Here is a 24,562-nt window from a genome sequence, read left to right on the forward strand (position 1 = left end):
AGCCGTTAGCGTGACCTCCGGAGAATTCTGGAGGGAATCATGAGCGAGCTACCGATCTGCGTCGCCTGTGGCATGCAGTACGCGGAACCCAGGTCCGACTGCCCGATCTGCGAGGACGAACGTCAGTACATCCCGCAGGCCGGGCAGCGGTGGACCGATCTGGCCACCGTCCGCGCGAGCGGGACGTACCGGCCTCGCATCGAGGAGCAGGGGCCCGGCCTCATCGGCGTCGGATCCACTCCCAACTTCGCCATCGGCGAGCGAGCACTGCTGGTCAAGGCCGGATCCGGCAACTTCCTGTGGGACTGCGCGGGCTTCATCGACGACGACCTCGTCGGCCAGGTCCGCGAACTCGGCGGGATCACCGGCATCGCGATCAGCCACCCGCACTACTACACCACCATGGTCGAGTGGGCCCACGCCTTCGACGTGCCCGTCTACCTGCACGAGGGCGACCAGCAGTGGATCGGGAGGCCGGATCCGGCGATCAAGCTGTGGAGCGGCGCGACCCTCGACGTCGCCCCCGACCTGCGGCTGATCAACCTCGGCGTGCATTTCGCCGGCGGGACCGTGCTGCACTGGCCGGACGGCGAGAACGGCCGCGGCGCGGTGCTCTCGGGCGACATCCTGCAGGTCATCCCGGACCGCCGCTTCGTCGGCATGATGTACAGCTACCCGAACCTGATCCCGGAACGTCCCGAGGTCGTCCGCCGCGCCGCCGAGATGCTCGAACCGTACGAGTTCGAGGCGATCTACGGCGCCTGGTGGGACGCGATCATCCGCACCGACGGGCACGAGGCGGTCCAGCGGTCGGCGAAGCGGTATCTGAGCCAGGTCGGCTAGCTTCGCGCCAGCCGTTCGAGCAGCGGCCGTACGCGCGGCGGAACCGGCGTCGACAACGCGATCGACGTCGACGTCCGCCGCACATACGGCGCGCCGACCACCTCGTCCACCACCCGCTGCAGGTCGTCGTTGTTGCGCGCCACCATCCGCACGAAAAGGTCGCCCTGACCGGTCGTCGCGTAGACCTCGCACACCTCGTCGATCGCGGACAGCGCCTCCGCGACCTCGGCCCGGCGGCCCTGCGCGATCTCCAGGACGGCGAACGCGGTGAGGCCGTATCCCATCGCCGCGAGGTCGAGTTCGGGCGGGAACCCGCCGAGGATCCCGCGTTCGGTCAGCCGGTCCAGCCTGGCCTGCACGGTGCCCCGCGCGACGCCGAGACGGCGGGCGCATTCGAGCACGCCGAGCCGGGGCGAGTCGGTGAGCAACAGCAGCAGCCGCGCGTCCAGCGCGTCGAGTGCTTCCGACATCGGCCTACCTCCTACACAGGTTGTCCACTTTGACTGCGTCACCCGGCCCTCGACTGGTCATAGTGCGCAGTGAAATCTTTGACCGTTGCGCATTTTGTCACGCGCTCGGATGCTTCAGGGCATGACGCACACAGTGGAACCCCAGGGTGCTCTTGACGACGTGAGCTACGACCAGCTGCGTCAGCTCGTCGGCCTCGTCGATCACGACTCTTCGACCGACCCCTTCCCGGTGAAGTCGATGGACGCGGTGGTGTTCATCGCGGGCAACGCCACGCAGACCGCGTGGTTCTACCAGGTCGCTTTCGGCATGCGGCTCGTCGCGTACTCCGGCCCCGAGACCGGGAACTTCGAGCGCAAGTCGTTCGTGCTGAAGTCGGGCTCGGCCCGCTTCGTGATCACCGGCGGCGTCAAGCCCGATTCCCCGCTGCTCGACCACCACCGCCGTCACGGCGACGGCGTCATCGACCTCGCGCTCGAGGTCGCCGACGTCGACCGGTGCATCGAACACGCCCGCTCGCAGGGCGCCACCGTCCTCGAGGAGCCGCACGACGTCTCCGACGAGCACGGCACCGTGCGCATCGCCGCGATCGCGACCTACGGCGAGACCCGCCACACGCTGATCGACCGGTCGAAGTACACCGGCGTCTACCTGCCCGGCTACGAGCCGCGCGAGAGCAGCGTCGTCCGCCCGGAAGGCGCGCCGAAGCGGCTGTTCCAGGCCGTCGACCACTGCGTCGGCAACGTCGAACTCGGCAAGATGGACTACTGGGTCGACTGGTACCACCGCGTCATGGGCTTCGTGAACATGGCGGAGTTCGTCGGCGACGACATCGCGACCGAGTACTCGGCGCTGATGAGCAAGGTGGTCTCCAACGGCAACCACCGCGTCAAGTTCCCGCTCAACGAGCCGGCGATCGCGAAGAAGAAGTCGCAGATCGACGAGTACCTCGAGTTCTACGGCGGCGCGGGCTGCCAGCACATCGCGCTGGCCACCAACGACATCGTCGCGACGGTGACCGCGATGCGCGCCGCGGGCGTCGAGTTCCTCGACACCCCGGACTCCTACTACGACGACCCGGAGCTGCGCGCGAGGATCGGCGAGGTCCGGGTGCCGATCGAGCTGCTCAAGGAGCACCGCATCCTGGTCGACCGCGACGAGGACGGTTACCTGCTGCAGATCTTCACCAAGCCGATCGGCGACCGCCCGACGGTGTTCTACGAGCTCATCGAGCGGCACGGTTCGCTCGGCTTCGGCAAGGGCAACTTCAAGGCCCTGTTCGAGGCCATCGAGCGTGAGCAGGAGCGCCGCGGCAACCTCTGACCCCGGCAGTTCGCAAGGCGTGAAAGGGCTCTTCATCGCACTTCGTGCGGTGAGGGGCCCTTTCGCTGCGTGACGGGGCCGACTTTGTCGGCGCTGGGTGGTACACCGGACGGGAACTAAACTTCGAGCACTCCGGAACCGAAGGCTTCTTCGGGCCGTCAGTGTGAAGACGTCAGCATGCAGCTTTTGGAAGGGTCCCGATGCCGGACAACGTCGACGCCAGCGAACGCATGGTGGACAACTGGACGAAGCAGATCCAGGAGACCGCCGCGCGCTATCAGGCGATGGCCGCACGCATGCAGGGCCAGACCGTGACCGAACGGTCGAAGGACAACACCATCGAGGTCACGATCGACTCGAAGGGCCTGCTCACGAACCTCGTCATCTCCGAAGCCGCGAGCGGCAAACGGATGGCGGAGGTCTCGGCGCAGGTCATGCGCCTCGTCCAGCTCGCGCAGTCCCGGATCCCGGAGTTGCTGCAGGCGGCGATGGCCGAGACGGTCGGAACCACCGACGAGACGGCGAACCGGGTCATCGCGGAGGCGCAGAGCACCTTCCCGGAAGCCCCGCCGGAGGAGAACCTCACGCCGCCGGTTCCCGAGCGGCACCACCGCTTCGGCCCGGAAGAGGAAGAGCCTCCGCCGCCGCCCGCGCAGGCGAACCCGCCCCAGAACCCACCTCAGCCGAAGCCGATCCCGCGCCGCCGCCGCACGCAGGACGACGATGACGACGAGTTCGGCGGCAGCATCCTTTCGTAGACGTCCATCCGGCCTGGTAGAGGGGAGAAACCATGGCAGGCAAGGGTTATGAGCTCGGCGCCGACCTCGACGCGCACGCCAAGCAGATCGACGGCATCGCCGACGGCCTGCGCACGGCGGTCGACGCCGCGCAGCAGGTGAGCATGCCGACCGACGCGTACGGCATCATCTGCCAGCCGTTCCGGATGATGCTCGACCCGGTCGAGGAGTTCGGCATCAACGCGCTGAACAAGGCCGTCGAGGCCGCGACGACGGTGGCGAACAACGTGCGGTCCGCGTCGAACGCCTACCAGGCGCAGGACGAGAACTTCGCCGCCGAATTCAAGAACGTGCAGGTGCCCGACTGATGCCCGAGGGAAACCCGCTCGTCGCGAACGCACCGACCGACGGCGACGGCCCTGGACCGCTGACGGCCGGGAACAGCGAGTACGGCTACGCGGCGGGCATCGGCGTCGCCGAGTCGGCCATGGACGCCTTCAACGGCATCTCGAACGGTGACTGGATCGGCGGCGGGCTCGGTGTGCTGAGCCTCGCCGGCGAGATGGCCAGCGCCGCGATCGACCCGTTCGGCTACCTGATGTCGTCGGTGGCGTCGTTCCTGATGGAACACATGCAGCCGCTGAAGGACATGCTGGACGCTGTCGCCGGTGATCCGCCGGTCATCCAGTCGTACTCCGAAACCTGGGGCAACGTCGCCAAGAAACTGGAAGACACCCAGGTCGAGTTCTCGAACGCGGTCAAGAACGGCACGTCCGGCTGGACGGGCGACGCGGCCGACCAGTACCGCAAGCAGGCCGCGGAACAAGCCGAGGCGATCAGCGGCGCGGCGACGGTCGCGGGCGGGATCAGCACCGTCGTGATGATCTTCGGCGAGATCGTCGCGTTCGTCCGCGAGTTCATCCGCCAGCTGATCGCGGACGCGGTCGGCAAGCTCATCGCGTGGGTCATGGAGACGGTGTTCTCCCTGGGCTTCGGCACCCCCGTGGTGGTCGCGCAGGCCGTCACCGCGATCGCCAAGTGGGCCGCGAAGATCGCCGACAAGCTCAAGGAACTCTGCGACGCGATGCGGCGGGTCTCGCCGCTGCTGGGCAAACTGGTCGACGTCTTCGAGAAGATCATCAAGATCTTCGGCAAGATCGCGGGCAAGGTCACCGGCCTCGACGTCATCAACACCAAGAACATCAAGCCGGGCGGGTTCATCCAGCGCGGCGGCAGCGGCGGCGGATCCGGTGGGACCGGTGGTGGCTCAGGATCCGGCGACGGCCCGGACGGCGACGGCTCAGGTTCCGGCAGCGGTGACGGTTCCGGCTCCGGCAGCGGCGATGGGTCCGGCAGCGGCTCCGACGGCGACAACTCCGGGGGCAACTCGGGCGACACCAACAGCGGGCCGAACGACAACACCGGCGGCAACTCCGGCGACACCAACAGCGGCCCCAACGACAACACCGGCGGCAACTCCGGCGACACCAACAGCGGCCCCAACGACAACACCGGCGGCAACTCCGGCGACACCAACAGCGGCCCCAACGACGGCTCCGGCGGAGACACCAGCGGTTCCGGCTCGAACGGCGGGTCCAGCGGAGACACCCCGTCGAACACCACCCGCGGTGGTGACGGCGGCGGCTCGTCCACCCGCTCCGACAGCGGCTCTCCCCACCGCTCCGGCGACGGACCGTCCACTTCGGACGGAAACTCCGCCGGCGGCGACGGTTCCCCCAGCACCGCCCGTTCCGACACGTCGACGCCGCACACCCGGTCCGACGGTGGCTCTCCCGGAGATTCCGCCACCCCGAACCGCGCGTCCGATGGCGGCTCGCCCAGCCCGAACCGCGCGGACACCGGAGGTTCGCCCAGCCACACACCCGACGGCGGCTCACCCGCCCCGCACACGCGGGCGGACACCGGCGGTTCCCCGAGCCACACACCGGACAGCGGCTCCTCCACCCCGCACACCCGTGCCGACAGCGGTTCCCCCGCTCCGCACACCCGCACCGACACGGGCGGATCTCCCAGCCATACACCCGACAGCGGCTCCCCGGCCCCGCACACGCGGGCCGACAGCGGCTCCCCCGCTCCGCACACCCGCACCGACACCGGCGGATCGCCCAGCCACGCCGGCGACGGCGGCGGCTCGCCCCGGACACACGGCGGTGACGGCGGCGGCTCGCCCACCCCTCGGTCCGACCCGTCGCCCGGCCACCACGGCGGCAACGACGGCGGTAGCCCCACCCGGCCGACCGACAGCGGAACGACGACCAGCGGCACCGCGCCCACGGCACCACGCCTCGGCGACGCCGGCCCGTCACACATGCCTTCGCAGCGCGGCGGTCCCGGCGGCGACGCTTCGCATGGTGTCCCGCCGCAGGGCGGCCAGCCGATCGCCGGCGGCATGCCACCGCAAGGCGCCCCGGGTGGCACACCCGGCGGCACCCCGGGTTCGCCCGGCGGCAGGCCGCAGGGTGGCGGCTGGACGGGAACGCCCGGTTCGCCGCGCACCCCGGACACGAACGCCCCGCGCACACCCGACACCCACACCGGCCCCAGCCGCGGTCCCGGCCAGACCGGCCCCGGTGGACGGCCGAACCAGCCGCATCAGCCTCAGCCGGTCGCCCGGGGCAACGAGTTCGGCCCTGGCGCCCAGCCGCACACCGGCTCACCGAGCACGCACGGCCCGGGCAACCGGCCCGGCGGCTCGGGTCCCGGCAACACCGGTCCGGGCGGGCGCGGCCCCGGGGGCCACTCCGGGCCGCCGCACTCGCCGGACGGCCACGGCCCCGACGGGCACGGCCCGCGCCAGGACCCGAACGGTCACCCCGACGGTTCGCCGCACGACCGCGGGCCCGACGGCGAGCCGGATCGTCCGCTGACGCCGGACGAGGTCAACCAACGGCATTCCGAGAGCACTCCCGCGGGCAGCTCGTACCACCGCGGCGACTCGGACATGGGCGACCTCCCGCACCGGGTCCAGCCGGATCCGGACGGCCGCTACACCGTCGACGTGCACGTCACGCCGGACGGGCACGCCCGGATCGGCAACCGCACCTACACCCCGGAAGAGTTCGCGGACATCCTGCGGCGCAACGGGGATTACGACGGCCGCCCGATCCGCCTCATCGGCTGCGACGCCGGCTCGAACGATTTCGCGCGCCGTCTATCGCGAGAGCTCGACACCGAAGTGATGGCGCCGAGCAAGCCGGCGTGGACCGACTCGAACGGGCGCGTCTTCTCGTCCGACTACGAGATCGGCCCCGACGGCCGCCCCCGGCCCAAGATCCCGCCGAACGGCGAATGGGACGTCCACAGCCCCGACGGCACCGCCCGCCGGGCGAGCGACGACGGCTTCACCCCGGACACGTCGCACGCGGACAAGCAGGACGTGGACGCCGACAGCGCACGCGACCGCGGCCGAGACTTCCCTTCACAGCACGAGATCGAGGGCGGCTGGAAGGAGCCGGACTACACCCCGCCTCGCCGGGACGTCACCTTGCAGCCGGGCGAGCGGTTCTACGATCCCGGCAACCCGAGGCCGCTGGACCCGAACACGAAGTACGAGGTCACCGACAGCTCCGGCCGTCGCTCGACCATCTACACCGACGACTCTGTGCCGCCCAAGATCACGCATATCGACGCCGACGTCCCGAACACCAGGATCGGGTCCGATCCGTCCAACTCGCTGGCGAACCCGGACACGGACCACCTGCTCCCCGACGTCGACTACCGGGTGCACACAGGCGAGGGCAGGTTCGAGTTCAGTACCGACGGAAACGGCAAACCGCAGCTGGACCTGGACGACTTCGATCCCCCCGCAAACGCCAGGCCGGAAACCGTGCCGAACTGGGATCCCAGTGCGGACGGTGACGGACCATTCAGCAACAAGCCCCGGTCGGAACTCACTCCCAACACGGCGTACAAGGTGTACGCGACGGACGCCAACGGTAACAAGGTCCTGCACGGGACCTTCTACACCAACAACGAGCAGCCGCCGCGCTTCACTCATATCGAGACCCGGCCGGACGATCCCAAGAACCGCTGGATCAACCCCGAGACGGGCGACAAGCAGACGATGCACGACGCGCAGGCGGGCAGGCGCGACGGCCTTCCGCTCAAGGGCGTCAAATACAAGATCGGCGACTTCAACTACCACGCCGACCAGTACGGCAACAGCCCGGTCTCGTTCGAGCCCGACTACTCCACGAAGGCGGGACCGCGCGGGAACACGAGCGTCATGACCCGGATCGGCGCGATCGGCGTCGCGGACACCGGACTGCCCGCGCGAGGCGGCCACACCGGGGACCACGCCTCCGGCGCGGGTGGCGGACGGATCGCCGGCGCCCCCCAGGCACATACTCAGAACAACCACACCAGCGGGAGCGACGAGCACAACTGGGCGTACTCGGAAACCGACCGCCGGACGGCCGAAAGCCGCGGTGGTGACCACGGCAGGGTGCGGACCTGGCTCGAGGAACCGTCCGTCGGGGAGACCCCGGACCGGTGGCACACCATGTCCGAGAGAATCGCACCGGACGGAACCCGCACCTACAACTTCAGGAGCTTCGTGAATGTCCCCAACCCCGCCCCCGTCGCCCCTCACACCCCCCTCCGGCCAGAGCCCCCGGCAAATGTCTGACCAGGAGCGAGCCGATCAGCTGGTCCAGCAGATCGGCGCGGCCGTGCTGCGGGAGGCGCCGGCGGGGTGGCGGCGGATCGACCTCAAAGCCACCATGGCCACGATGGTCGAGGAGTTGGCGATCACCGTGATCATGGAGGACGGAAGCAGCGCACAGATGCAGCCGCCCGACATCCGGGCGGCTCTCCAGGAATCGCGTCAGGCCCTTTACGAACCCGGGAAGGGCACCTGGCTGGCCATGCGGCTCATCCTCGACCCTCCCGGCTCCTTCGCCGTCCACTACAACTTCACCTTCGATCCGCTGTGGGATCCTCCTGTCCCGGCGGTGGTCTACCAACGCGACCTCGAGGCGTTCCCGCGCGACGAGGAGAACATTCCGGCCTGGTACCGGGCACGGCTCGAAGAGCAGCAGGAAGGAGCTGAGCAGGCGTGACGATTCCGGCCAAGTTCGGTGACGTCGACCAGGAACGGATCCTGACCGAGATCGCCGATCAGCTGAAGTTCCTGCTCCCTCCTGGCTGGGACTACGTCCAGATCAAGCACAACGCCATCGGCGAATACCGGGAAACGGCCGCGATCGTGCAGTCGGTGGCGGAAACCCTCACACCGTGGACACCGCCGGAGGTCATCTCGGACCTGTTCGCCGAGCTGCGCGCAGGAGCGGCGAACCCCGTCGGGGGCACCTGGCTGAGCGCTGTGTTCGAAATGCGTCATCCGGGTTCGTTCAGGGTCAACTTCAACGGAACGGCGGAGCCGGAGTTCCGGAACCCGCCGCCCGCCGAGGCCTTCGCGGATGAACTTCGGCGCTTCCCGCGTGCGGCCGAGAACGTCCCGGACTGGCTGCGCCTGCGGGCCGACGAAGCCGGCGACGCTTCCTGAACGGCGACCGGAAGCCTGAAAGAGGGAACATGACCCAGCCACCGGCGTCCTTGAACCAGCAGCAGCAACAGCAGCTCGTCTGGCAGATCGGCCATGCCCTCGCGACGCCGCTGCCGCCCGGCTGGCAGCAGATGCGCGTCGAGTACCGGGCGGCGGGCAGGCATATCGAGGTCGACCTGCTCGTCACCGGTCAGGACGGTCTGCCGCGACCGGCACAGCCGAGCCCGGAAGCCGTGCAGTTGCTCGGGAACCTGCGGGCCGGGATGTACCAGCCCGGTCGCGGGACCTGGCTGAGCGCGATCCTGGTCTACGGCTCGGCGACCGTGCTCAGCACGGACTTCCTCGTGGATGTGGAGCCGCCGTGGCGGCAGGCGCCGCCTCCGATCGGCTTCCAGGACGAACTGCGTTTCTTCCCGCGCGCCGAGGAGAGCATCCCGCCGTGGCTGCGGCAACGCGCCGGGCTCGACGTCGTGCCGGCGGCCGCGCCTTCGGTGGCGACTCCGCTCGCCGAGACCCCGGATTCACTGAAGTCGCCTCGGGTCTACGACGGTCTCGACGAGTCCGGACGCCCGGTGGTGAACCGTGAGCCGCTTTCCCCCGCCGAGCGGGACCGCGTGCTGGCGTATCTCGACGCCGCGCCGGTCGTGCTCGCGTCACGGAGCTACGACGCCGACGCCTTCGATCCCGACAGGGAACCGCTGGTGCCGTTGAACTTCCGTACGGACGGCCGGTGGTACTGGCCGGGCGCGGTCGCCTACTACCTGCGTGAGCACGACGTGGCGCCCGACCCCGAGTTGCTCGGCCACATCCGGGCGCTGCGGTTCACCCTGCCCGAGGTCGGCGAGCCGGAGCGCGAACTCGCGGTCGCCGCGATCACCGGCCAACCGTCCACTTAGGACCCCGTGAATCGCGGGTGATCCGCGGCCGGATGATGCCACCTGACGGATACGTCACGTGACAAGTTCACGGTCCGGGTACTCTTGACGGCGGCGGCGAAGGCGACCAGGGAGTGCACATGGCACGGGGGAACATCGGCAGGGTCCGGGCGACCCGTTCCGCCGGGATGCTCCCGGTCGTGCTGGCTCTCACCTCGGCCGCGCTGCTGACCGGCGCCGCCGTCTACACGGTCGACCGCGCCGGCTGCGTGGATCCGGGCCAGTACATCCGGCACGACAACCACATCGAACTCGTCGGCGGCTGCGTCGACGGCTCGGAACTGCCCGCCGTGCCGAAGGGGACTTCGCACGAGGCCGACGCGAAGACCGGCGTCACCCCCAGCAACTTCCGCCCGTAACCGGGCGCTTCCTCCCACCACACCGCGCTGACCAGCGCGAATAGAGCAAGGGACCTTTGCTCTCACTTGCTTAGGCAGGCTAAGCGAGTGGGCGCAAAGGTCCCTTGCTCATTCTCTGGGCTCGGCGGCGGTCAGCCCAGGGCCTTGGCCAGATCGTCGACCAGGTCGCTGCCGTCCTCGATGCCGACGGACAGGCGCAGCAGATTGTCCGGCACCTCCAGGGTGGATCCGGCGGTGCTCGCGTGGGTCATCCGCCCCGGGTGCTCGATGAGCGATTCGATCCCGCCCAGCGACTCGGCGAGGATGAACAGCTTCGTCTTCGACGCGACGTCGAGCGCGGCCTGCTCGCCGTCGATGTGGGTGAACGAGATCATCCCGCCGAAGCGCCGCATCTGCTTCGCGGCGACCTCGTGGCCGGGGTGCTCCGGCAGGCCCGGGTAGTAGACACGCTCGACCTTCGGGTGCTTCAGCAGCATCCGGGCGATCAGTTCGGCGTTGTCGCTGTGCCGCTCCATCCGCAGCGCGAGGGTCTTGATCCCGCGCAGGGTCAGCCACGCGTCGAACGGGCCGGGCACCGCGCCCGCCGCGTTGCGCAGGTAGAACAGCTGCTCGCGCAGTTCGTCCTCGTTCGTCAGAATCGCGCCGCCGACGACGTCGGAGTGCCCGCCGAGGTACTTGGTGGTCGAGTGCAGGACGACGTCGGCGCCCAGCGAAAGCGGGTTCTGCAGGTACGGGGTGGCGAAGGTGTTGTCGACGACCAAGCGGGCGCCGGCGCCGTGCGCGACCTCGGCCAGGGCGGCGATGTCGGCGATCCCCAGCATGGGGTTCGTCGGCGACTCGCACCAGATCAGCTTCGTCTCCGGACGGATCGCGGCGCGGACCTCGGCGATATTCCCCAGGTCGGCGACCGTGTGCTCGACGCCCCACAGGCTGAGCACCTTGTCGATCAGCCGGAACGTGCCGCCGTACGCGTCGTTGCCGAGCACGAGGTGGTCTCCGGGCCGGAGGGTCGCCCGCAGCAGGACGTCACTGGCCGCCATCCCCGACGCGTACGCCAGACCGTGCCGCGCGCCTTCGAGCGCCGCGAGCGCGACCTCCAGCGCGGTGCGCGTGGGGTTCGCGGTGCGGGAGTACTCGTAGTCACCTTCGCGCGTGCCGCCGACGCCGTCCTGCGCGTAGGTCGAGGTCTGATAGATCGGCACGATGACCGCGCCGGTTCGGGGATCAGGGGTCTGCCCGGCGTGGATCGCGCGCGTCTCGAAGCCCAGCAGAGAGTAGTCGTCGGCCATACCCCCAAGGGTACGACCACCCGTGCCGGATCCCATCGTCTGGGATCGAACTCACCACTGCTCGGGCGGCTGTCCCTGCTGCTGGGCACCGGGCGCCGGCGGGTATCCGGGCTGCTGCGGCGGGTATCCGAAGTTCGGCGGCTGCGCGACACCGGCGGCCTGCGGCTTGGCCGCCAGCCAGCGCGCCGTCGACGGGACCAGCGCCAGCACGAGGGTCGCGATCGCCGGGATCAGGACCACGAAGAGGAGCCAGCCGAAGCCGAAGTGCAGGGTCACCCCGCCGTACGAGAAGTAGAAATGCGAGCCGATCGCCCGGAGCAGGAACGTCAGCGCCACGAATCCGATCGAGGACGCTGCTCCGATCACGGTGAGCACCCGTCCGGCCCGCTTGCGCAGGAGCAGCATGATCCCGCCGCCCAAGAGCAAAGCCGTGCTGACGAGGTCCAGTGCCGCCCCGACCACCAAGAACGAAATGACGTAGTGGGACAGCTCGATGATGTTGGACGCCAGCCCGGCGAGGAACCAGAGCCCGCCGAGGATCGCGAGGATCCCGGCGATGATCGCGGTCGCGCCGCTCGGCTGCCGCACCATTCCCGGCGGCGGATAGGCACCGGGTGGCGGGTATCCCTGTGGCGGGTATTGCTGGAAGGTCATGTCTCCCCCTGTCGAATTCCTTGCCCGGGAAGTACGCCGGGTCTCACCATCCGCCCTGCTGCGGGAACTGGTTCTGTGGCCGGTACGGCTGCACCGGGGCGGGCCGCCAGCGCAGGTACCGGAAAGTCGGCGGGAGCACCGCCAGCAGGAGCGCGAGCAGTCCGAACACGACCATGGCCAGGCGGAGGACGCCGTCGAAGGTCGCGAACCGGAGCAGGATGTCGAGGTGGATCCGGTACGGCACGCGGAAAGCGATCGGCTCCAGCACGACGGCCAGGATGGCGAGCAGTGAGCCGAGGATCAGCAGGATGGCGCCGATCAGCGAACGGAAGAACGTCGTCAACGCGCCCATCAACAGGAACAACGCGGCGAGCAGGTACAGCACCAGCTCGACGAGCGCGAAACCGGGCAGATTCGAGAGACTGAACCCCGACGGGAGCTCGATGAAGTAGCGGATCGGGATGTAGCCCGACGCGAAGGCGCCGACGAGGCCGAGCACCGCGGCGATGATCGCCGTCGCCCCGGAGGGCCGGGCCTGCGGTGCGGGATACCCGAAAGCCGGCGGTCCGGGCTGCTGAGCGGGATATCCGTACGGACCGGTCACGTCGCTCCCGTCGGCCTGGTGTGGGTTGACGGCGCTCACCCTAGCCCGCGGGGCCCGGCCGCGGCAGGCGAATCGGGATACCCCGGCGAAACGGAAACACCCCCGGCCGCGGGCCGGGGGTGTTCCGAGTGAAACCGTTCAGTGGCGGCGAATCACCACTGCTGCGGGGGCTGACCGGGCTGCTGGCCCGGCTGGCCGAAACCGCCGCTGGGTGGGCCCTGCTGGCCGGGCTGCTGCCCGAAACCGCCGGGCTGCTGCGGAGGCTGGCCGAAGCCGCCCTGCTGCTGCCCCGGCTGGGCGAAACCACCGCTGGGCGGACCCTGCTGACCGGGCTGCTGCCCGAAACCACCGGGCTGCCCCTGCTGCGGGAAACCACCCGACGACGGGCCAGGCTGACCGGGCTGGCCGAAACCGCCCTGCGGCTGGCCGTACTGACCGGGCTGGCCCGGCTGACCGGGCTGGCCGAAGCCGCCCTGCGGCGGTCCGCCGAAACCGCCGGGCTGGCCGCCCTGCGGGGCACCCAGCACAGAGCCGCCGCCACCGAGACCCACGAACTGCGCGGTCGCCGGGATCAGGCCCAGCACACCGACGATCAGGATCACGATGCCGAGGAGCAGGTGCAGGAGGCCACCGCCGATACCGGCGCCTTCCCTGGCGGAAGGCGGCAGCTTGTCCAGGAAGTCCGACGACGGGGTCGAACCGACGAGCAGAAGGACGCCGAACAGCACCAGGAGCGCGCCACCGGCGGCGACGACGATCGGCGCGATCTTCTTCACCGTGGCCGGGAGCTTGCCCGCGAGGGCGAGCCCGACACCACCGGCGATCGAGACGAGCGATCCGACCAGAAGCATGATCACGTAGAACCACGTGGCGCCCGGACCGGCCACGCCCGCCTCGTCGAGGAACTTGTCGATCTGTTCCTGGTTCGGGGCGCTGTCGAAGACCTTCGAATAGTCGCTGGCGTCACCGAAGTAGACGAACGACACGATCAAGGCGATCAGGCCGAGCAACGCCACGACGCCGCCGGCGATGAACCCGAACATCGGGTTCCCGCCGCCACCGCCCGAGGCTGCGGGACTGTAGCCCTGCGGCGGTCCACCGAAACCGGGCTGCTGGCCGAAGCCGCCCTGCGGCGGTCCGCCGAAGCCCTGCTGCGGCTGACCGAAGCCCTGCTGCTGCTGCTGGCCCTGCGAAGGGTCGAAGCCGCCCTGCTGGGGCTGGCCGAAGCCCTGCTGCTGACCGAAGCCGCCGCCCTGGGCGCCGTAGGCACCGGCGGACGGGTTGTCGGCCGCGCTCGGCGGCGGGGCGTACGGGATGGCGGGCGGCTGCGAACCCGGCGGCACGAGCTGGGTGGACTCGGCGGTGGGGCTTTCCCCGCCGCCGCTCACCGGCTGCACGACCTGGGTCGCGTTCGCGTCGTTGGAACCCGGCTGGACCGGCTGCACGACCTGGGTGGGCTCCGGCGTGTCGCCGAACCCGCCTCCCTGGGGCTGCTGCTCATAGGAGGGCTGCTGCTGCCCGTACTGCGGTTGCCCGTAGTCGGGCTGAGCGGGCTGGCCGGGCTGCACGACCTGGGTCGGTTCCGGGGAACCGAACGGGTTGTCTTGCTGCGGCTGGGGGCCACTCGGGGGTCCCTGCGGTGGCTGGGCGCCACCCCAAGGCTGATTCGGTGGCTGCGGAGCACTCATTTGGGTCTTGAACCCCCTTGACGAGGACATAAAAGTTCAACTCACCGGACACGCTATCGGATAGCCGGTCGGGCCGCTCGTAACGCCCCGGCCCGACCATCCGATGAAATGCCTCTTTACCGTCCCGCGAGAAACGCGAGCAGGTCGTGCCGGGTGACGACCCCCGCCGGCTTGCCGTCGACCAGCACCAGCGCACCGTCCGCGCCCGAGAGCGCGTTCATCGCCACACTCACCTGTTCACCGGCGCCGATGGTCGGCAGCGGCGGCGACATGTGCTGCTCGAGCCGGTCGGCCAGCTGGGCCTTGCCGGTGAAGAGCGCCTCGAGGAGATCGCGTTCGTTGACCGCGCCGACGACTTCGGCCGCCATGACCGGCGGTTCCGCGCTGACCACGGGCATCTGGCTGACGCCGAACTCGGCGAGGATCGCCACCGCTTCGGCGACGGTCTCGTTCGGGTGACTGTGCACCAGGCTGGGCAGCGAGCCGCTCTTCTTCGTCAGGACGTCGCCGACGGTCCGGCCGCTGGAGTCCGGCGGGAGGAAGCCGTAGGAGGACATCCAGCTGTCGTTGAACACCTTGGTGAGGTAGCCGCGGCCGCCGTCGGGCAGGAGCACGACGACGACGTCGTCCGGGCCGAGGCCCTCGGCGAGCTTGAGCGCCGCGGCGACGGCCATGCCGCACGAACCTCCGACGAGAAGCCCCTCTTCGAGCGCGAGGCGGCGGGTGATGTCGAAGGAGTCCGCGTCCGACACCGCGATGATCCGGTCGGCGATGTTCCGGTCGTAGGTGTCCGGCCAGAAGTCCTCGCCGACGCCTTCGACCAGGTACGGCCGCCCGGATCCGCCGGAGTACACCGAGCCTTCGGGGTCCGCGCCGATGACCTGGACGCGGCCGTCGCTGACCTCCTTGAGGTACTTGCCGGTGCCCGAGATCGTGCCGCCCGTGCCGACGCCCGCGACGAAGTGCGTGATCTTGCCCTCGGTCTGGCGCCAGAGTTCCGGGCCGGTCGAGTGGTAGTGGCTGGCGGGGTTCTCCGGGTTGGCGTACTGGTTCGGCTTCCAGGCGCCCTCGATTTCGCGCACGAGGCGGTCGGAGACGTTGTAGTAGGAGTCCGGGTGCTCCGGCGCCACCGCGGTCGGGCAGACCACGACGCGGGCGCCGTAGGCCTTGAGCACGTTGCGCTTGTCCTCACTGACCTTGTCCGGGCAGACGAACACGCACTTGTACCCCTTGCGCTGCGCCACCATGGCCAGCCCGACGCCGGTGTTGCCGGACGTCGGCTCGACGATGGTGCCGCCGGGCTTCAGCTCGCCGGAACGCTCCGCGGCTTCGATCATCCGCAGCGCGATGCGGTCCTTGACGCTGCCGCCGGGGTTGACGTACTCGACCTTGGCCAGGATGAGCGGCTGGAGCCCCTCGGCCAGTGCGTTCAGCTTGACCAGAGGGGTGTTGCCCACGAGGTCCACGATGTGCTCGACGTATTCCACACTCACAGCCTAAACGCCGCAGGTCGCGATGTGCCCACTCAACTCCGGCGGATGATGTGTCACCGGGCTTTGCCGTCGGGCTGTGTCACGGGAAAGAGTGGCGTGGATCGCGTTCGCCTTTGACCCGCACCTCACTCCGGTGGAGGATGCGAGGTGAGCAACCGCTTAGCGCGTCTGGATCGAAAACAAGGGAGTGTCGTTCCATGCCCGAAGCCGTCATCGTCTCCACCGCCCGATCCCCGATCGGCCGCGCCGGCAAGGGATCGCTGGTGAGCATCCGCCCGGACGACCTCACCGTGCAGATGGTCCGCGCCGCGCTCGACAAGGTCCCCGAACTCGACCCGACGCAGATCGAAGACCTCATGCTGGGCTGTGGTCTCCCGGGCGGCGAGCAGGGCTTCAACATGGGCCGCGCCGTCGCCGTCGAACTCGGCTACGACCACCTGCCCGGCTGCACGATCACCCGGTACTGCTCGTCCAGCCTCCAGACCACCCGCATGGCGCTGCACGCGATCAAGGCGGGCGAAGGCGACGTGTTCATCTCCGCCGGCGTCGAGACCGTGTCCCGCTTCGCCAACGGAAGCTCCGACTCCTGGCCGAACACGCACAACCCGCTGTTCGCCGACGCCGAGGCCCGCACCGCGCAGGTCGCGGCCGAAGGCGCCGACGGTTGGACCGACCCGCGCGAGAACGGCGCCCTGCCCGACGTCTACATCGCGATGGGCCAGACCGCCGAGAACCTGGCGCGGCTGAAGAACGTGTCGCGTGAGGAGATGGACGAGTTCGGCGTCCGCTCGCAGAACCTGGCCGAGAAGGCCATCGCGGACGGCTTCTGGGCCAAGGACATCACCCCGGTCACCCTGCCGGACGGCACCGTGGTCTCGAAGGACGACGGCCCGCGCGCCGGCGTCACCCTCGAAGGCGTCTCCGGTCTCAAGCCGGTCTTCCGCCCCGACGGCCGGATCACCGCGGGCAACTGCTGCCCGCTCAACGACGGCGCGGCCGCCGTGATCATCATGTCCGACACCAAGGCGAAGGAGCTCGGCCTCACGCCGCTCGCCCGCGTCGTCTCGACCGGTGTTTCCGGCCTGTCGCCGGAGATCATGGGCTACGGCCCGGTCGAAGCGTCGAAGCAGGCCCTCGCCCGCGCCGGGATGTCGATCGGCGACATCGACCTCGTCGAGATCAACGAAGCGTTCGCCGCGCAGGTCATCCCGTCCTACAAGGACCTCGGGATCGACCTCGACAAGCTGAACGTCAACGGCGGCGCGATCGCCGTCGGCCACCCGTTCGGCATGACCGGCGCCCGGATCACCTCGACGCTGATCAACTCGCTCCAGCACCACGACAAGCAGTTCGGCCTCGAGACGATGTGCGTCGGCGGCGGCCAGGGCATGGCGATGGTCCTGGAGCGCCTCTCCTGACCCCCTGACCTGCGGAAAGAGAGCAAGGGACCTTTACTACCGTTTATCTCGACATTGAGAGAAGCGATAGCAAAGGTCCCTTGCTCCTTTTCGGGCCCTAGTGGGTCATGATCGGCCGGGCCGCGGCGACCTCGCCGTCCGCACCCTCCGGCAGCGCGGGCTTGGTCTTCGGCAGGAACGCCGCCGGGATCAGGCACAGCGCGAGCAGGATCATCGACCACAGGAACGTCGTCGAGAACGCGTCCGCGGTCAGCCCCGAAGCCGCTTCGCGCGTCGCCGGGTTCATCACCGCGGCCGTCGCGGCCAGCTGCCCCTGCGCGGTCGGCACGCCGAACTTCCCGGCGAGCAGCGCCGCCAGGATGATCGACAGCACCGCCGAACCGATCGCCCCGGCGGTCTGCTGCAGGATGTTCGTCGCCGTCGACGCCTTCGCCATGTCCTCAGACTTGAGCGTCTGCAACGCGGCCGAGGTGATCGGCATCATCGTCGCGCCCATGCCGAGCCCCATCACGAACAGCGCCGAAAGCAGCAGCCAGTACGGCGTCGCCGCGGTGATCTGGGTGAAGGCGATCAGGCCGGCGAGCATCAGCACGAGACCGGGCAGCACGATCTTCCGCGCGCCGATCTTGTCCGCGAACCGTCCCGCGATCGGCATGGTCAGCATCGCGCCGACCCCCTGCGGGGCGAGCAGCAGACCGGCGTTCATCGCCGATTCCCCGCGCGCCAGCACGAAATACGTCGGCAGGAGCAGCATCGCGCCGAAGAACGCGACGCAGAAGAAGGTCATCGTCACCATGGCGACGGAGAACGACGGGTTCTTGAACAGTTTCAGATCGAGCAGCGGGTTGGTCACCCGGTTCGCCCGCATCACGAACGCCACCAGCAACGCGATCCCGGCCAGCGCGGGCAGCCAGACGTCCACCGCGCCGACGCCGCCGGCCGCCGGGATGTTCGAAACACCGAAGATCAGCGCCGCCAGACCGGGCGAGACCATCAGCATGCCGAGGAAGTCGAACCGCTCGCTGGGCTCCGGCCGGTCCTTCGGCAGCAGGCGCCACGCCATGGCCATGGTGATCAGGCCGATCGGCACGTTGATGTAGAAGATCCAGCGCCAGCTCACCGCGTCGACCAGCCAGCCGCCGAGGATCGGGCCGCCGATCGGGCCGAGCAGCATCGGCACCCCGAGCACGCCCATCACGCGCCCGATCCGGTGCGGTCCGGCCGCCCTGGTCAGGATCGTCATACCGGCGGGCATCAGCATGCCGCCACCGAAGCCCTGCAGGACCCGGAAGACGATCAGCGATTCGACGTCCCAGGCCATGCCCGCGAGCATCGACCCGATCAGGAACAGCCCGATCGCGGTCATGTAGAGGCGTTTGGTGCCGAACCGGTCCGAAGCCCAGCCGGTGATCGGGATGACCGTCGCCAGGGCGAGCATGTAGCCGGTCGCGATCCACTGGATGGTGTCGAACGAGGTCTGGAACTCGATGGTCAGTTTCTGGAGCGCGACGTTGACGACCGTCGTATCGAGGATCGCCATGATCGCGCCGAGGATGACGACGCCGGCGATCTTCAGCACGCCCGCGTCGAGTTTGTCGCCGCCCGGTGCGGCCGGGCTTTGCGTTGACATGAAAAATCCGTCCCTGATGCTCAGTGTCCCCCGGGACGCGACAACCCCCGTGGTCGCGACTACGGAATCGACGCCCGGCCTCGCGCCGAGCCTTCCCCAATCGAGCTTGTGCATTAAGGCGCAAGCTCAGTACGTAGCCGAGGGTAGCCGAACACAGGTTTTACCTGCCAACTTTTTCCCCGTACGCGGGCCTAAAGGGCAGACCCGCGTACGACATGTCACGAAGAGTGATCAGCAGACGCTGTCCGTCGGAGCCGGGTTGCCGAGCCCGAACAGCGGCCGCAGCTTCAGCCCGATCCAGGTGCCGCCGAGCGCGAAGACACCCCACAGCCAGCCGTGCAGGCTGCCGACCGAGATACCGCCGAGGTAGGCGCCGATGTTGCAGCCGCCCGCCATCCGCGCGCCGACGCCCATCAGGATCCCGCCGAGCACCGCGGCGACGGCGGTCCGCCACGGGATCGAGCTGTGGATCTTCCACGCGCCCGCCGCCGCGGCCGCGACCCCCGCGCCGATCATGATGCCGATGTCGGTGAGGCTGTTCTTGTCCTTCCAGATCGGCCCCGCCAGCGACGCCGCGTTCGCCTTGATCCGCCAGAACTCCCAGGTCTCGGGGTGCAGGCCGAACACTTGAAGGATCTTGGCGCCCCACAGGCTGAACGCGCTCGTGACACCCCAGATCCCGCCGGAGACCAGGAAGACCGCGCCCGCCAGCACCCCGAGAACGACGGCGCCGACGAGGATCGGCCAGGAGCCGCGATAGATCCGGGCGAAACCGCGAGCGGTCGGCACGACGTCGACCGGCGGCGGATTACGGCGCTTCTGCACGAACCGGGTCCCCACCACGATCGCGGCGAGGACGGCGACGGTGATCGCCCACGAACCGAACCAGCCGACATGGTCGGCGAGCAGGACGCCCTTGAACTCGGGCCAGCCCGACAGCAGCGGATACGCCCACGTGTAGAGAACGGACCCGGTGATGAAGCCGCCGAGGGTCAGCACGATCGTCGATTGCCCGGAGCCGACCGCGAACAACGTTCCCGAAGCGCAAGCGCCGCCCAGTTGCATGCCGATGGCGAAGATCGTCGCGCCGACGAACAGCGCGAGCCCCAGCCCGCCCGCGGTCGGATTCGGCGTGCTGCCGAAGAGCCCGGATCCGGTGCCCACGATCAGCGCGATCAACGTCGCGGCCGTTCCGAGCAGCAGCGTGTGCGCCCGCAGACCTTGGCCGTTCCCGACCGCGATCAGCTGGCGCCAGGCCGAGGTGAATCCGAAACGGGAGTGGAAGAGCGCGAGGCCGAGCAGCAGGCCGAGGATGAGCAGGACACCGAACTTCGCCCCGTGCGCGGCCCAGACGTACCAGGTCAGCCCGACCGCGAGGGCGCTCGCGACCGCCAGCGGCACGACCTTGACCGGCTCCTCCGGTTGCGGGACCGGGGCGGCGCAGGAGGTCGGGAAGTCGAGGAGTTTCTTCTCGCCGGCTTGGGCTTCGGTCGTCGCCACCAGGACTCCAGGTCGATCGGCGGGGTTGGGGACGAGCAACGTTAAGACCCGTGACCGTCCGGTCGCAGCCCGTCCCACACTGTGCGACGAACGGCGGCGAGCGCAGGGCCGGATGGCGGCGGTAGCAAAGGTCCCTTGCTACTTGAGGCTCTTCACGCAAACCGTCGAAGGCGGCGTCGCGTAGCTCTTGAGGTGCGTCGCGTCCGTGTCGTCACAGGTCGCGACACTGTCGACCACCTTCAGGACCTCCGCGTCCCGCGCGGGATCCGAGCAGGTGACCTTCTGGTAGGCCACGCTGTCGGCCAGGAAGTTCTCGAGGCAGTCGCCCTGCTTGGCGTTGATCATCATGCAGAGCTTGTACGAGGCGAAGGTCTTGTCGACGGTGAGCTGGTCGTACTCGCCCGCCGGGCAGGCGCCGCCCGCGTCGGTCTTCGCCCCGGCCTTCACGTTGGCCTCGGCCGAGCCGCAATCCGCCTTCGCCGGATCGTCGCCGGTGTCACCGAAAGTGGTGATCGCGTAGCAGTCCCCCACCCGGACGTCGTCCGTGTTCGAGAGGTAGCCGACGATCCACGACGACGCGCTCAGCACCACGATCGCGACCGGTACCAAGAGGCCGACCCAGAACCACTTGGAACGCTTCGGCCTGGCGGGTTCGGCACTGTGCTCGGTCATGGGGTCAGCGTATTCGCGGCGACGAAAAAGGGCGCCCCGATCGCTCGGAGCGCCCTTCCCGGAGAAGACGGTGTCAGTCGTTTTGGAAGTACGACAGCAGCCGCAGGATCTCGAGGTACAGCCAGACCAGGGTGGTCATGAGACCGAAGGCGGCGAACCACGCCCACTTCGACGGCATGCCTTCGCGGATCATCCGGTCGGCCTGGTCGAAGTCGAGCAGGAAGCTGAACGCCGCGACACCGATCACCACGAGGCTGAAGATGATCGCGATCGGCCCGCCGTCACGCAGCGGGTTGAAGCCGAAGAAGCTGGTGACGAGGTTGACCAGCATCAGGATCGCGACGCCGACGACGGCGCCGATGATCCACTTGGTCAGCTTCGGGGTGACCTTGACCGCGCCGGTCTTGTAGACGACCAGCATCGCGATGAACACACCCGCGGTGCCGATGATCGCCTGCAGCGCGATACCGGGGTACAGCGCTTCGAAAAGACCACTGATCGCACCGAGGAAGACACCCTCGGCGGCCGAGTACGCCAGCGTGAGCGGACCGCTCGGCTTCTGCTTGAAGATGATCACGAGCGAGATCACGAGGCCGACGAGCATGCCGCCGACGAGCGCGCCGATCACGCCACCGCTGATACCGGTGATCCGGCCGGCGGCGTCCACGGGCAGCTGGCTGATCGCCCAGATCGCGGTGAGCACACCGGTCACCAGCGCGGTGCCGAGGCTCAGCGCCGTCTTGATGACGACGTCGTCGACGGTCATCGGACGGTCGCCGGCGCCGGCGGAGGTCTGCGGAGGGCCGTAGCCGGGCACGCCGCCCTGGGGTTGGTTGAAGCCTACGTTGGGTCCGTACTGCGCCGCGCCACGCGGCAGGTTCCGGAACGCCGGGTTGCTACTGGATCGCACCTGATCCTCCTGGATCTACTGGCACCTGCATCGGGTTCAACGACCGCGGGGGCCGCCCGGTTCCCGTCGAAGTAAAGACGACTTTACTCACAATCGGCGCAACGCCCATCCCCCACACCGTATGCGGCGGAGATCACTGACCGTTCACCGATACCCCACCTGATGCCGTATTGCCAAAACCGCTGATCACCCGCCACTCTCCACGTTGCGTGTTCGGATAATCACCGAAGGCGTGTCGGGGAACCTATCGATCGTGTGGCCTGCGCCGACGTAAATGCGCCGGGGCAGAGCACGGCCAAAGGAGTCAACACACCATGGGGTGGACCACACGCCCGAGCGTGCGTTCGCGCGCCTTGACCAGCCTGATCGCGACGTGCCTGCTCGGCGCCTTGTCCGCCACCGTCGCGGCGACACCGGCTTCGGCCGCCGAGAACGAAGGCGTCGGCTACAAGATCACGCCTGGCCAGACGGTCGACAGCAAGCCAAGAGACCGCGACTGGCTCGGTTCCTACGTCGTCAACGGCAAGCACGTGTTCTGCGTCAGCTTCCAGCTGAAGGCGCCGGGCTCGGCGGAGGAGTACAAGCCCGGCGACGAACTCCTCGACAAGTGGGGACAGAAGCTGCCGGAGGACGTCGCGGCCAACATCTCCTATCTGCTCCTGCGCTACGGCGGCACGCAGGACAACGCCGAGGCGGCGGCGCTCGCGCACCTGCTGCACTCGTGGACGTCGAAGCCTCGTTCCGACGCCGACCTCAAGCCGGACCTCGGGCCGGAGAAGATCGGCTACGACATCCAGGCCGCCCTCGGCAAGCTGAAGGCGCAGCACGCCGATGCGGCCACGGCCGTCGAGAAGCTGACCAAGGACGCCGAAGCCAACCGCGGCCCGTGGACCACCGCGATCGCGCCGCCGAAGGAAGACCAGCACATCGGCACCGCGGGCGAGTGGACGATCAGCGTCAAGAACGCCAAGGGCAAGGGCGTCTCCGGCGTGCCCGTGCGGCTCACGCCGTCGAACGCGACCGTCGACAGCGGCGAGAGCACCAAACCCGCGTCGACCTCGAACGCCAAGGCCGAGAAGGCCACCACGGTGAAGACGGGCGAGGACGGCACCGTCACGGTCAAGGTGACGCCGACCGGCGACCAGCCGAAGCTGTCCAGCTCGCTGTCGGCCCCGGCGGACCGGCCATACGTGCAGTTCCCCGTCAAGACCGGCGTGCAGAACGTCGTCTCGACCGGTGGCGAGAAGGAACTGAAGGCCCAGGGTGTCGCCGTCGTTTCGAAGCCGGGCAAGGTCCAGGTGACGAAGGTCGACGCGAAGACCGACAAGGGCGTGGCGGGCGCCGTGCTGCGGATCACCGCGAAGGACAAGACGACGGCCGCGGCCGGGCACGACGGCAAGCCCCTCAACGGCGCCGACGGCAAACCCGCCGTCGTCACCACCGAAGGCGAGAACGGCACCGTCACCGTGGAGAACCTGCGGACCCCGCAGGAGATCTGCGTGGTCGAGGTGAGCGCGCCGCCGGGCTACACCAACGCGTTCGACCCGAAGAATCCGCCGTCCGCCTGCGGTGAGGTCAAGCCGGGTGAGACGCTGACGCTCAAGGTCGCCAACACGCCCAACGAGGTACCGCGCACCATCCCCGCCGGCGACCGGCCGGTGGCGATGATGCAGGGCACCGTCGAGAACTCGGCGTCGACCGCCGGCATCCTCGGTGTCGGCGCGCTCGCGCTGCTCGGTTCACTGATGGTGGGCGTGGCCGCGCGGCGGTCTTCGCGACGCTAAGAGGTTCTGGAATGTCAGTACGACGCGGGTTCGCGCTGGGAGCCGTCACGGTCCTGTGCGCGGACCTCGTCGCGGCCTTGCTCATCTGGCCGCCGACGACAGTGGTGACGGGGACGGCCCAGGCCGTCTCCGTCTCGGTCGCGGGCGCGGGCGGCGCGCCGGCCGCTCCCGCGCAGCAGGAGGTCCCGCCTTCGCCGGACGTCGTTCCCACGACGCCGACGGCCGCCCCGCCGGCTTCGAAGGAGCCTGAAGCCCCGAAACCGCAGGGGCCGGGGACGATCCGGCTGCCCGCGGGCGGTGCCGCGAAACTCGTGCGCAAGGACCTCGGGCCGGGCGCGGAGCTTCCCGTGCCGGAGAACCTCGGCGAGGTGACCTGGTGGGGCGCCGAACTGAGCGCGGCCACCGGCGCGAGCGTGTTCGCGGGCCACGTGAACTGGAAGGGCGCGACGGGTCCGTTCGCGGAGCTGTGGACCGAGCGGATCGGCGGCACGGTCACCGTGGTCGACAAGGCGGGCAAGTCCTGGCAATACAAGGTCTCCCAGCTGATCACGCTGAAGAAGAACGAGCTGCCGCAGCGGGCGGACGAGTTGTTCGGCCAGTCCGGTCCACATCGGATAGTCCTCGTCACCTGCGGCGGCCGCTGGGTCGGCGGAGAGACCGGATACGCCGAGAACCGGGTCGTCATCGCCGACCCCGCCTAGTTACCCGTGAGTAACTTCACCGGTGTC

Annotated in this window: 22 protein-coding genes; 12 read left to right on the forward strand and 10 right to left on the reverse strand. The window is 69.1% G+C overall.

Annotated features, from left to right (window positions below; genetic code table 11):
- Nucleotides 1-39: 39 nt before the first annotated feature.
- Nucleotides 40-843, forward strand: coding sequence for an MBL fold metallo-hydrolase (locus DMH01_RS05905; RefSeq protein ID WP_125674052.1), 804 nt, complete (start codon nucleotides 40-42; stop codon nucleotides 841-843).
- Here the strand turns inward: DMH01_RS05905 and DMH01_RS05910 are convergent.
- The gene (locus DMH01_RS05910; protein WP_034305441.1) at nucleotides 840-1,313 is read right to left on the reverse strand and encodes an Lrp/AsnC family transcriptional regulator; all 474 of its coding nucleotides are present in this window, start codon (nucleotides 1,311-1,313) and stop codon (nucleotides 840-842) included. The two genes, DMH01_RS05905 and DMH01_RS05910, sit on opposite strands and share 4 nt — an antisense overlap.
- Before the next feature lie 121 nt (nucleotides 1,314-1,434).
- Here DMH01_RS05910 and hppD point away from each other — a divergent pair, with 121 nt between their 5' ends.
- From hppD to DMH01_RS05950, 8 genes are all read left to right on the forward strand, one after another.
- The gene (hppD, locus tag DMH01_RS05915; protein WP_034305918.1) at nucleotides 1,435-2,634 is read left to right on the forward strand and encodes a 4-hydroxyphenylpyruvate dioxygenase; all 1,200 of its coding nucleotides are present in this window, start codon (nucleotides 1,435-1,437) and stop codon (nucleotides 2,632-2,634) included.
- A 200-nt stretch (nucleotides 2,635-2,834) separates the two neighbouring features.
- Nucleotides 2,835-3,392, forward strand: a complete 558-nt coding sequence (locus DMH01_RS05920) for a YbaB/EbfC family nucleoid-associated protein (RefSeq protein WP_125674053.1) — start codon at nucleotides 2,835-2,837, stop codon at nucleotides 3,390-3,392.
- Between the two features lie 32 nt (nucleotides 3,393-3,424).
- The gene (locus tag DMH01_RS05925; RefSeq protein WP_125674054.1) at nucleotides 3,425-3,739 is read left to right on the forward strand and encodes a type VII secretion target; all 315 of its coding nucleotides are present in this window, start codon (nucleotides 3,425-3,427) and stop codon (nucleotides 3,737-3,739) included.
- On the forward strand, nucleotides 3,739-8,019 hold the full coding sequence (locus DMH01_RS05930) for a hypothetical protein (RefSeq protein WP_233621410.1): 4,281 nt from the start codon (nucleotides 3,739-3,741) through the stop codon (nucleotides 8,017-8,019). Before DMH01_RS05925 ends, DMH01_RS05930 begins: the two co-directional genes overlap by 1 nt.
- Complete coding sequence (locus DMH01_RS05935; protein WP_125674055.1) at nucleotides 8,012-8,452, forward strand: hypothetical protein; 441 nt, start codon at nucleotides 8,012-8,014, stop codon at nucleotides 8,450-8,452. The genes DMH01_RS05930 and DMH01_RS05935 overlap by 8 nt, the downstream gene beginning before the upstream one ends.
- On the forward strand, nucleotides 8,449-8,898 hold the full coding sequence (locus DMH01_RS05940; protein WP_125674056.1) for a hypothetical protein: 450 nt from the start codon (nucleotides 8,449-8,451) through the stop codon (nucleotides 8,896-8,898). Before DMH01_RS05935 ends, DMH01_RS05940 begins: the two co-directional genes overlap by 4 nt.
- Before the next feature lie 29 nt (nucleotides 8,899-8,927).
- Nucleotides 8,928-9,794, forward strand: coding sequence for a ferredoxin (locus tag DMH01_RS05945; RefSeq protein ID WP_125674057.1), 867 nt, complete (start codon nucleotides 8,928-8,930; stop codon nucleotides 9,792-9,794).
- Between the two features lie 119 nt (nucleotides 9,795-9,913).
- Nucleotides 9,914-10,192: a hypothetical protein gene (locus tag DMH01_RS05950; RefSeq protein WP_125674058.1), complete on the forward strand. Its 279-nt coding sequence runs from the start codon at nucleotides 9,914-9,916 to the stop codon at nucleotides 10,190-10,192.
- A 131-nt stretch (nucleotides 10,193-10,323) separates the two neighbouring features.
- Here DMH01_RS05950 and DMH01_RS05955 read toward each other — a convergent pair whose 3' ends face one another.
- The 5 genes from DMH01_RS05955 to DMH01_RS05975 all read right to left on the reverse strand — a co-directional run bounded on the left by DMH01_RS05955 (nucleotide 10,324) and on the right by DMH01_RS05975 (nucleotide 15,914).
- Nucleotides 10,324-11,481 carry a cystathionine gamma-synthase gene (locus tag DMH01_RS05955; protein ID WP_125674059.1) on the reverse strand — a complete coding sequence of 386 codons (1,158 nt, stop codon included), beginning with the start codon at nucleotides 11,479-11,481 and terminating at the stop codon, nucleotides 10,324-10,326.
- Between the two features lie 51 nt (nucleotides 11,482-11,532).
- Nucleotides 11,533-12,135: a hypothetical protein gene (locus DMH01_RS05960; RefSeq protein WP_125674060.1), complete on the reverse strand. Its 603-nt coding sequence runs from the start codon at nucleotides 12,133-12,135 to the stop codon at nucleotides 11,533-11,535.
- Between the two features lie 43 nt (nucleotides 12,136-12,178).
- A complete protein-coding gene (locus DMH01_RS05965; protein ID WP_125674061.1) occupies nucleotides 12,179-12,739 on the reverse strand; it encodes a hypothetical protein in 561 nt (186 codons plus the stop codon).
- 152 nt (nucleotides 12,740-12,891) lie between these two features.
- Nucleotides 12,892-14,427, reverse strand: coding sequence for a hypothetical protein (locus DMH01_RS05970; protein WP_233621411.1), 1,536 nt, complete (start codon nucleotides 14,425-14,427; stop codon nucleotides 12,892-12,894).
- Between the two features lie 116 nt (nucleotides 14,428-14,543).
- Nucleotides 14,544-15,914 (reverse strand): cystathionine beta-synthase, encoded by a 1,371-nt coding sequence (locus DMH01_RS05975; protein WP_125674062.1) that lies wholly within the window; start codon nucleotides 15,912-15,914, stop codon nucleotides 14,544-14,546.
- Between the two features lie 203 nt (nucleotides 15,915-16,117).
- Between DMH01_RS05975 and DMH01_RS05980 the strand changes: the two genes are divergently transcribed.
- On the forward strand, nucleotides 16,118-17,338 hold the full coding sequence (locus DMH01_RS05980; RefSeq protein ID WP_125674063.1) for an acetyl-CoA C-acetyltransferase: 1,221 nt from the start codon (nucleotides 16,118-16,120) through the stop codon (nucleotides 17,336-17,338).
- A gap of 97 nt (nucleotides 17,339-17,435) precedes the next feature.
- Here the strand turns inward: DMH01_RS05980 and DMH01_RS05985 are convergent, their stop codons facing one another.
- The 4 genes from DMH01_RS05985 to DMH01_RS06000 all read right to left on the reverse strand — a co-directional run bounded on the left by DMH01_RS05985 (nucleotide 17,436) and on the right by DMH01_RS06000 (nucleotide 22,050).
- Nucleotides 17,436-18,968 (reverse strand): DHA2 family efflux MFS transporter permease subunit, encoded by a 1,533-nt coding sequence (locus DMH01_RS05985; RefSeq protein ID WP_125674064.1) that lies wholly within the window; start codon nucleotides 18,966-18,968, stop codon nucleotides 17,436-17,438.
- 231 nt (nucleotides 18,969-19,199) lie between these two features.
- Nucleotides 19,200-20,468 (reverse strand): YeeE/YedE family protein, encoded by a 1,269-nt coding sequence (locus DMH01_RS05990; protein ID WP_125674065.1) that lies wholly within the window; start codon nucleotides 20,466-20,468, stop codon nucleotides 19,200-19,202.
- A gap of 138 nt (nucleotides 20,469-20,606) precedes the next feature.
- Nucleotides 20,607-21,140 carry a hypothetical protein gene (locus DMH01_RS05995; RefSeq protein WP_125674066.1) on the reverse strand — a complete coding sequence of 178 codons (534 nt, stop codon included), beginning with the start codon at nucleotides 21,138-21,140 and terminating at the stop codon, nucleotides 20,607-20,609.
- 73 nt (nucleotides 21,141-21,213) lie between these two features.
- Nucleotides 21,214-22,050 (reverse strand): Bax inhibitor-1/YccA family protein, encoded by an 837-nt coding sequence (locus DMH01_RS06000; RefSeq protein WP_125674067.1) that lies wholly within the window; start codon nucleotides 22,048-22,050, stop codon nucleotides 21,214-21,216.
- A 314-nt stretch (nucleotides 22,051-22,364) separates the two neighbouring features.
- On the opposite strand from DMH01_RS06000, the gene DMH01_RS06005 reads away from it, so the two are divergent.
- Entirely contained in the window at nucleotides 22,365-23,834 is a 1,470-nt protein-coding gene (locus DMH01_RS06005; protein ID WP_125674068.1) for a SpaA isopeptide-forming pilin-related protein, read from the forward strand.
- An 11-nt stretch (nucleotides 23,835-23,845) separates the two neighbouring features.
- Nucleotides 23,846-24,535 (forward strand): class F sortase, encoded by a 690-nt coding sequence (locus tag DMH01_RS06010; RefSeq protein WP_125674069.1) that lies wholly within the window; start codon nucleotides 23,846-23,848, stop codon nucleotides 24,533-24,535.
- Nucleotides 24,536-24,562 lie beyond the last annotated feature (27 nt).

Origin of the sequence: Amycolatopsis sp. WAC 04182 (genome assembly GCF_003947465.1) — a bacterium.
Lineage (GTDB): Bacteria > Actinomycetota > Actinomycetes > Mycobacteriales > Pseudonocardiaceae > Amycolatopsis.

What these genes read in the sequence shown, in the direction of transcription:
- DMH01_RS05905 (WP_125674052.1), top strand. Translation starts at nt 40, where the DNA reads ATGAGCGAGCTACCGATCTGCGTCGCCTGTGGCATGCAGTACGCGGAA.
- DMH01_RS05910 (WP_034305441.1), bottom strand. Translation starts at nt 1,313, where the DNA reads ATGTCGGAAGCACTCGACGCGCTGGACGCGCGGCTGCTGCTGTTGCTC.
- hppD (WP_034305918.1), top strand. Translation starts at nt 1,435, where the DNA reads ATGACGCACACAGTGGAACCCCAGGGTGCTCTTGACGACGTGAGCTAC.
- DMH01_RS05920 (WP_125674053.1), top strand. Translation starts at nt 2,835, where the DNA reads ATGCCGGACAACGTCGACGCCAGCGAACGCATGGTGGACAACTGGACG.
- DMH01_RS05925 (WP_125674054.1), top strand. Translation starts at nt 3,425, where the DNA reads ATGGCAGGCAAGGGTTATGAGCTCGGCGCCGACCTCGACGCGCACGCC.
- DMH01_RS05930 (WP_233621410.1), top strand. Translation starts at nt 3,739, where the DNA reads ATGCCCGAGGGAAACCCGCTCGTCGCGAACGCACCGACCGACGGCGAC.
- DMH01_RS05935 (WP_125674055.1), top strand. Translation starts at nt 8,012, where the DNA reads ATGTCTGACCAGGAGCGAGCCGATCAGCTGGTCCAGCAGATCGGCGCG.
- DMH01_RS05945 (WP_125674057.1), top strand. Translation starts at nt 8,928, where the DNA reads ATGACCCAGCCACCGGCGTCCTTGAACCAGCAGCAGCAACAGCAGCTC.
- DMH01_RS05950 (WP_125674058.1), top strand. Translation starts at nt 9,914, where the DNA reads ATGGCACGGGGGAACATCGGCAGGGTCCGGGCGACCCGTTCCGCCGGG.
- DMH01_RS05955 (WP_125674059.1), bottom strand. Translation starts at nt 11,481, where the DNA reads ATGGCCGACGACTACTCTCTGCTGGGCTTCGAGACGCGCGCGATCCAC.
- DMH01_RS05960 (WP_125674060.1), bottom strand. Translation starts at nt 12,135, where the DNA reads ATGACCTTCCAGCAATACCCGCCACAGGGATACCCGCCACCCGGTGCC.
- DMH01_RS05970 (WP_233621411.1), bottom strand. Translation starts at nt 14,427, where the DNA reads ATGAGTGCTCCGCAGCCACCGAATCAGCCTTGGGGTGGCGCCCAGCCA.
- DMH01_RS05980 (WP_125674063.1), top strand. Translation starts at nt 16,118, where the DNA reads ATGCCCGAAGCCGTCATCGTCTCCACCGCCCGATCCCCGATCGGCCGC.
- DMH01_RS05985 (WP_125674064.1), bottom strand. Translation starts at nt 18,968, where the DNA reads ATGTCAACGCAAAGCCCGGCCGCACCGGGCGGCGACAAACTCGACGCG.
- DMH01_RS05995 (WP_125674066.1), bottom strand. Translation starts at nt 21,140, where the DNA reads ATGACCGAGCACAGTGCCGAACCCGCCAGGCCGAAGCGTTCCAAGTGG.
- DMH01_RS06005 (WP_125674068.1), top strand. Translation starts at nt 22,365, where the DNA reads ATGGGGTGGACCACACGCCCGAGCGTGCGTTCGCGCGCCTTGACCAGC.
- DMH01_RS06010 (WP_125674069.1), top strand. Translation starts at nt 23,846, where the DNA reads ATGTCAGTACGACGCGGGTTCGCGCTGGGAGCCGTCACGGTCCTGTGC.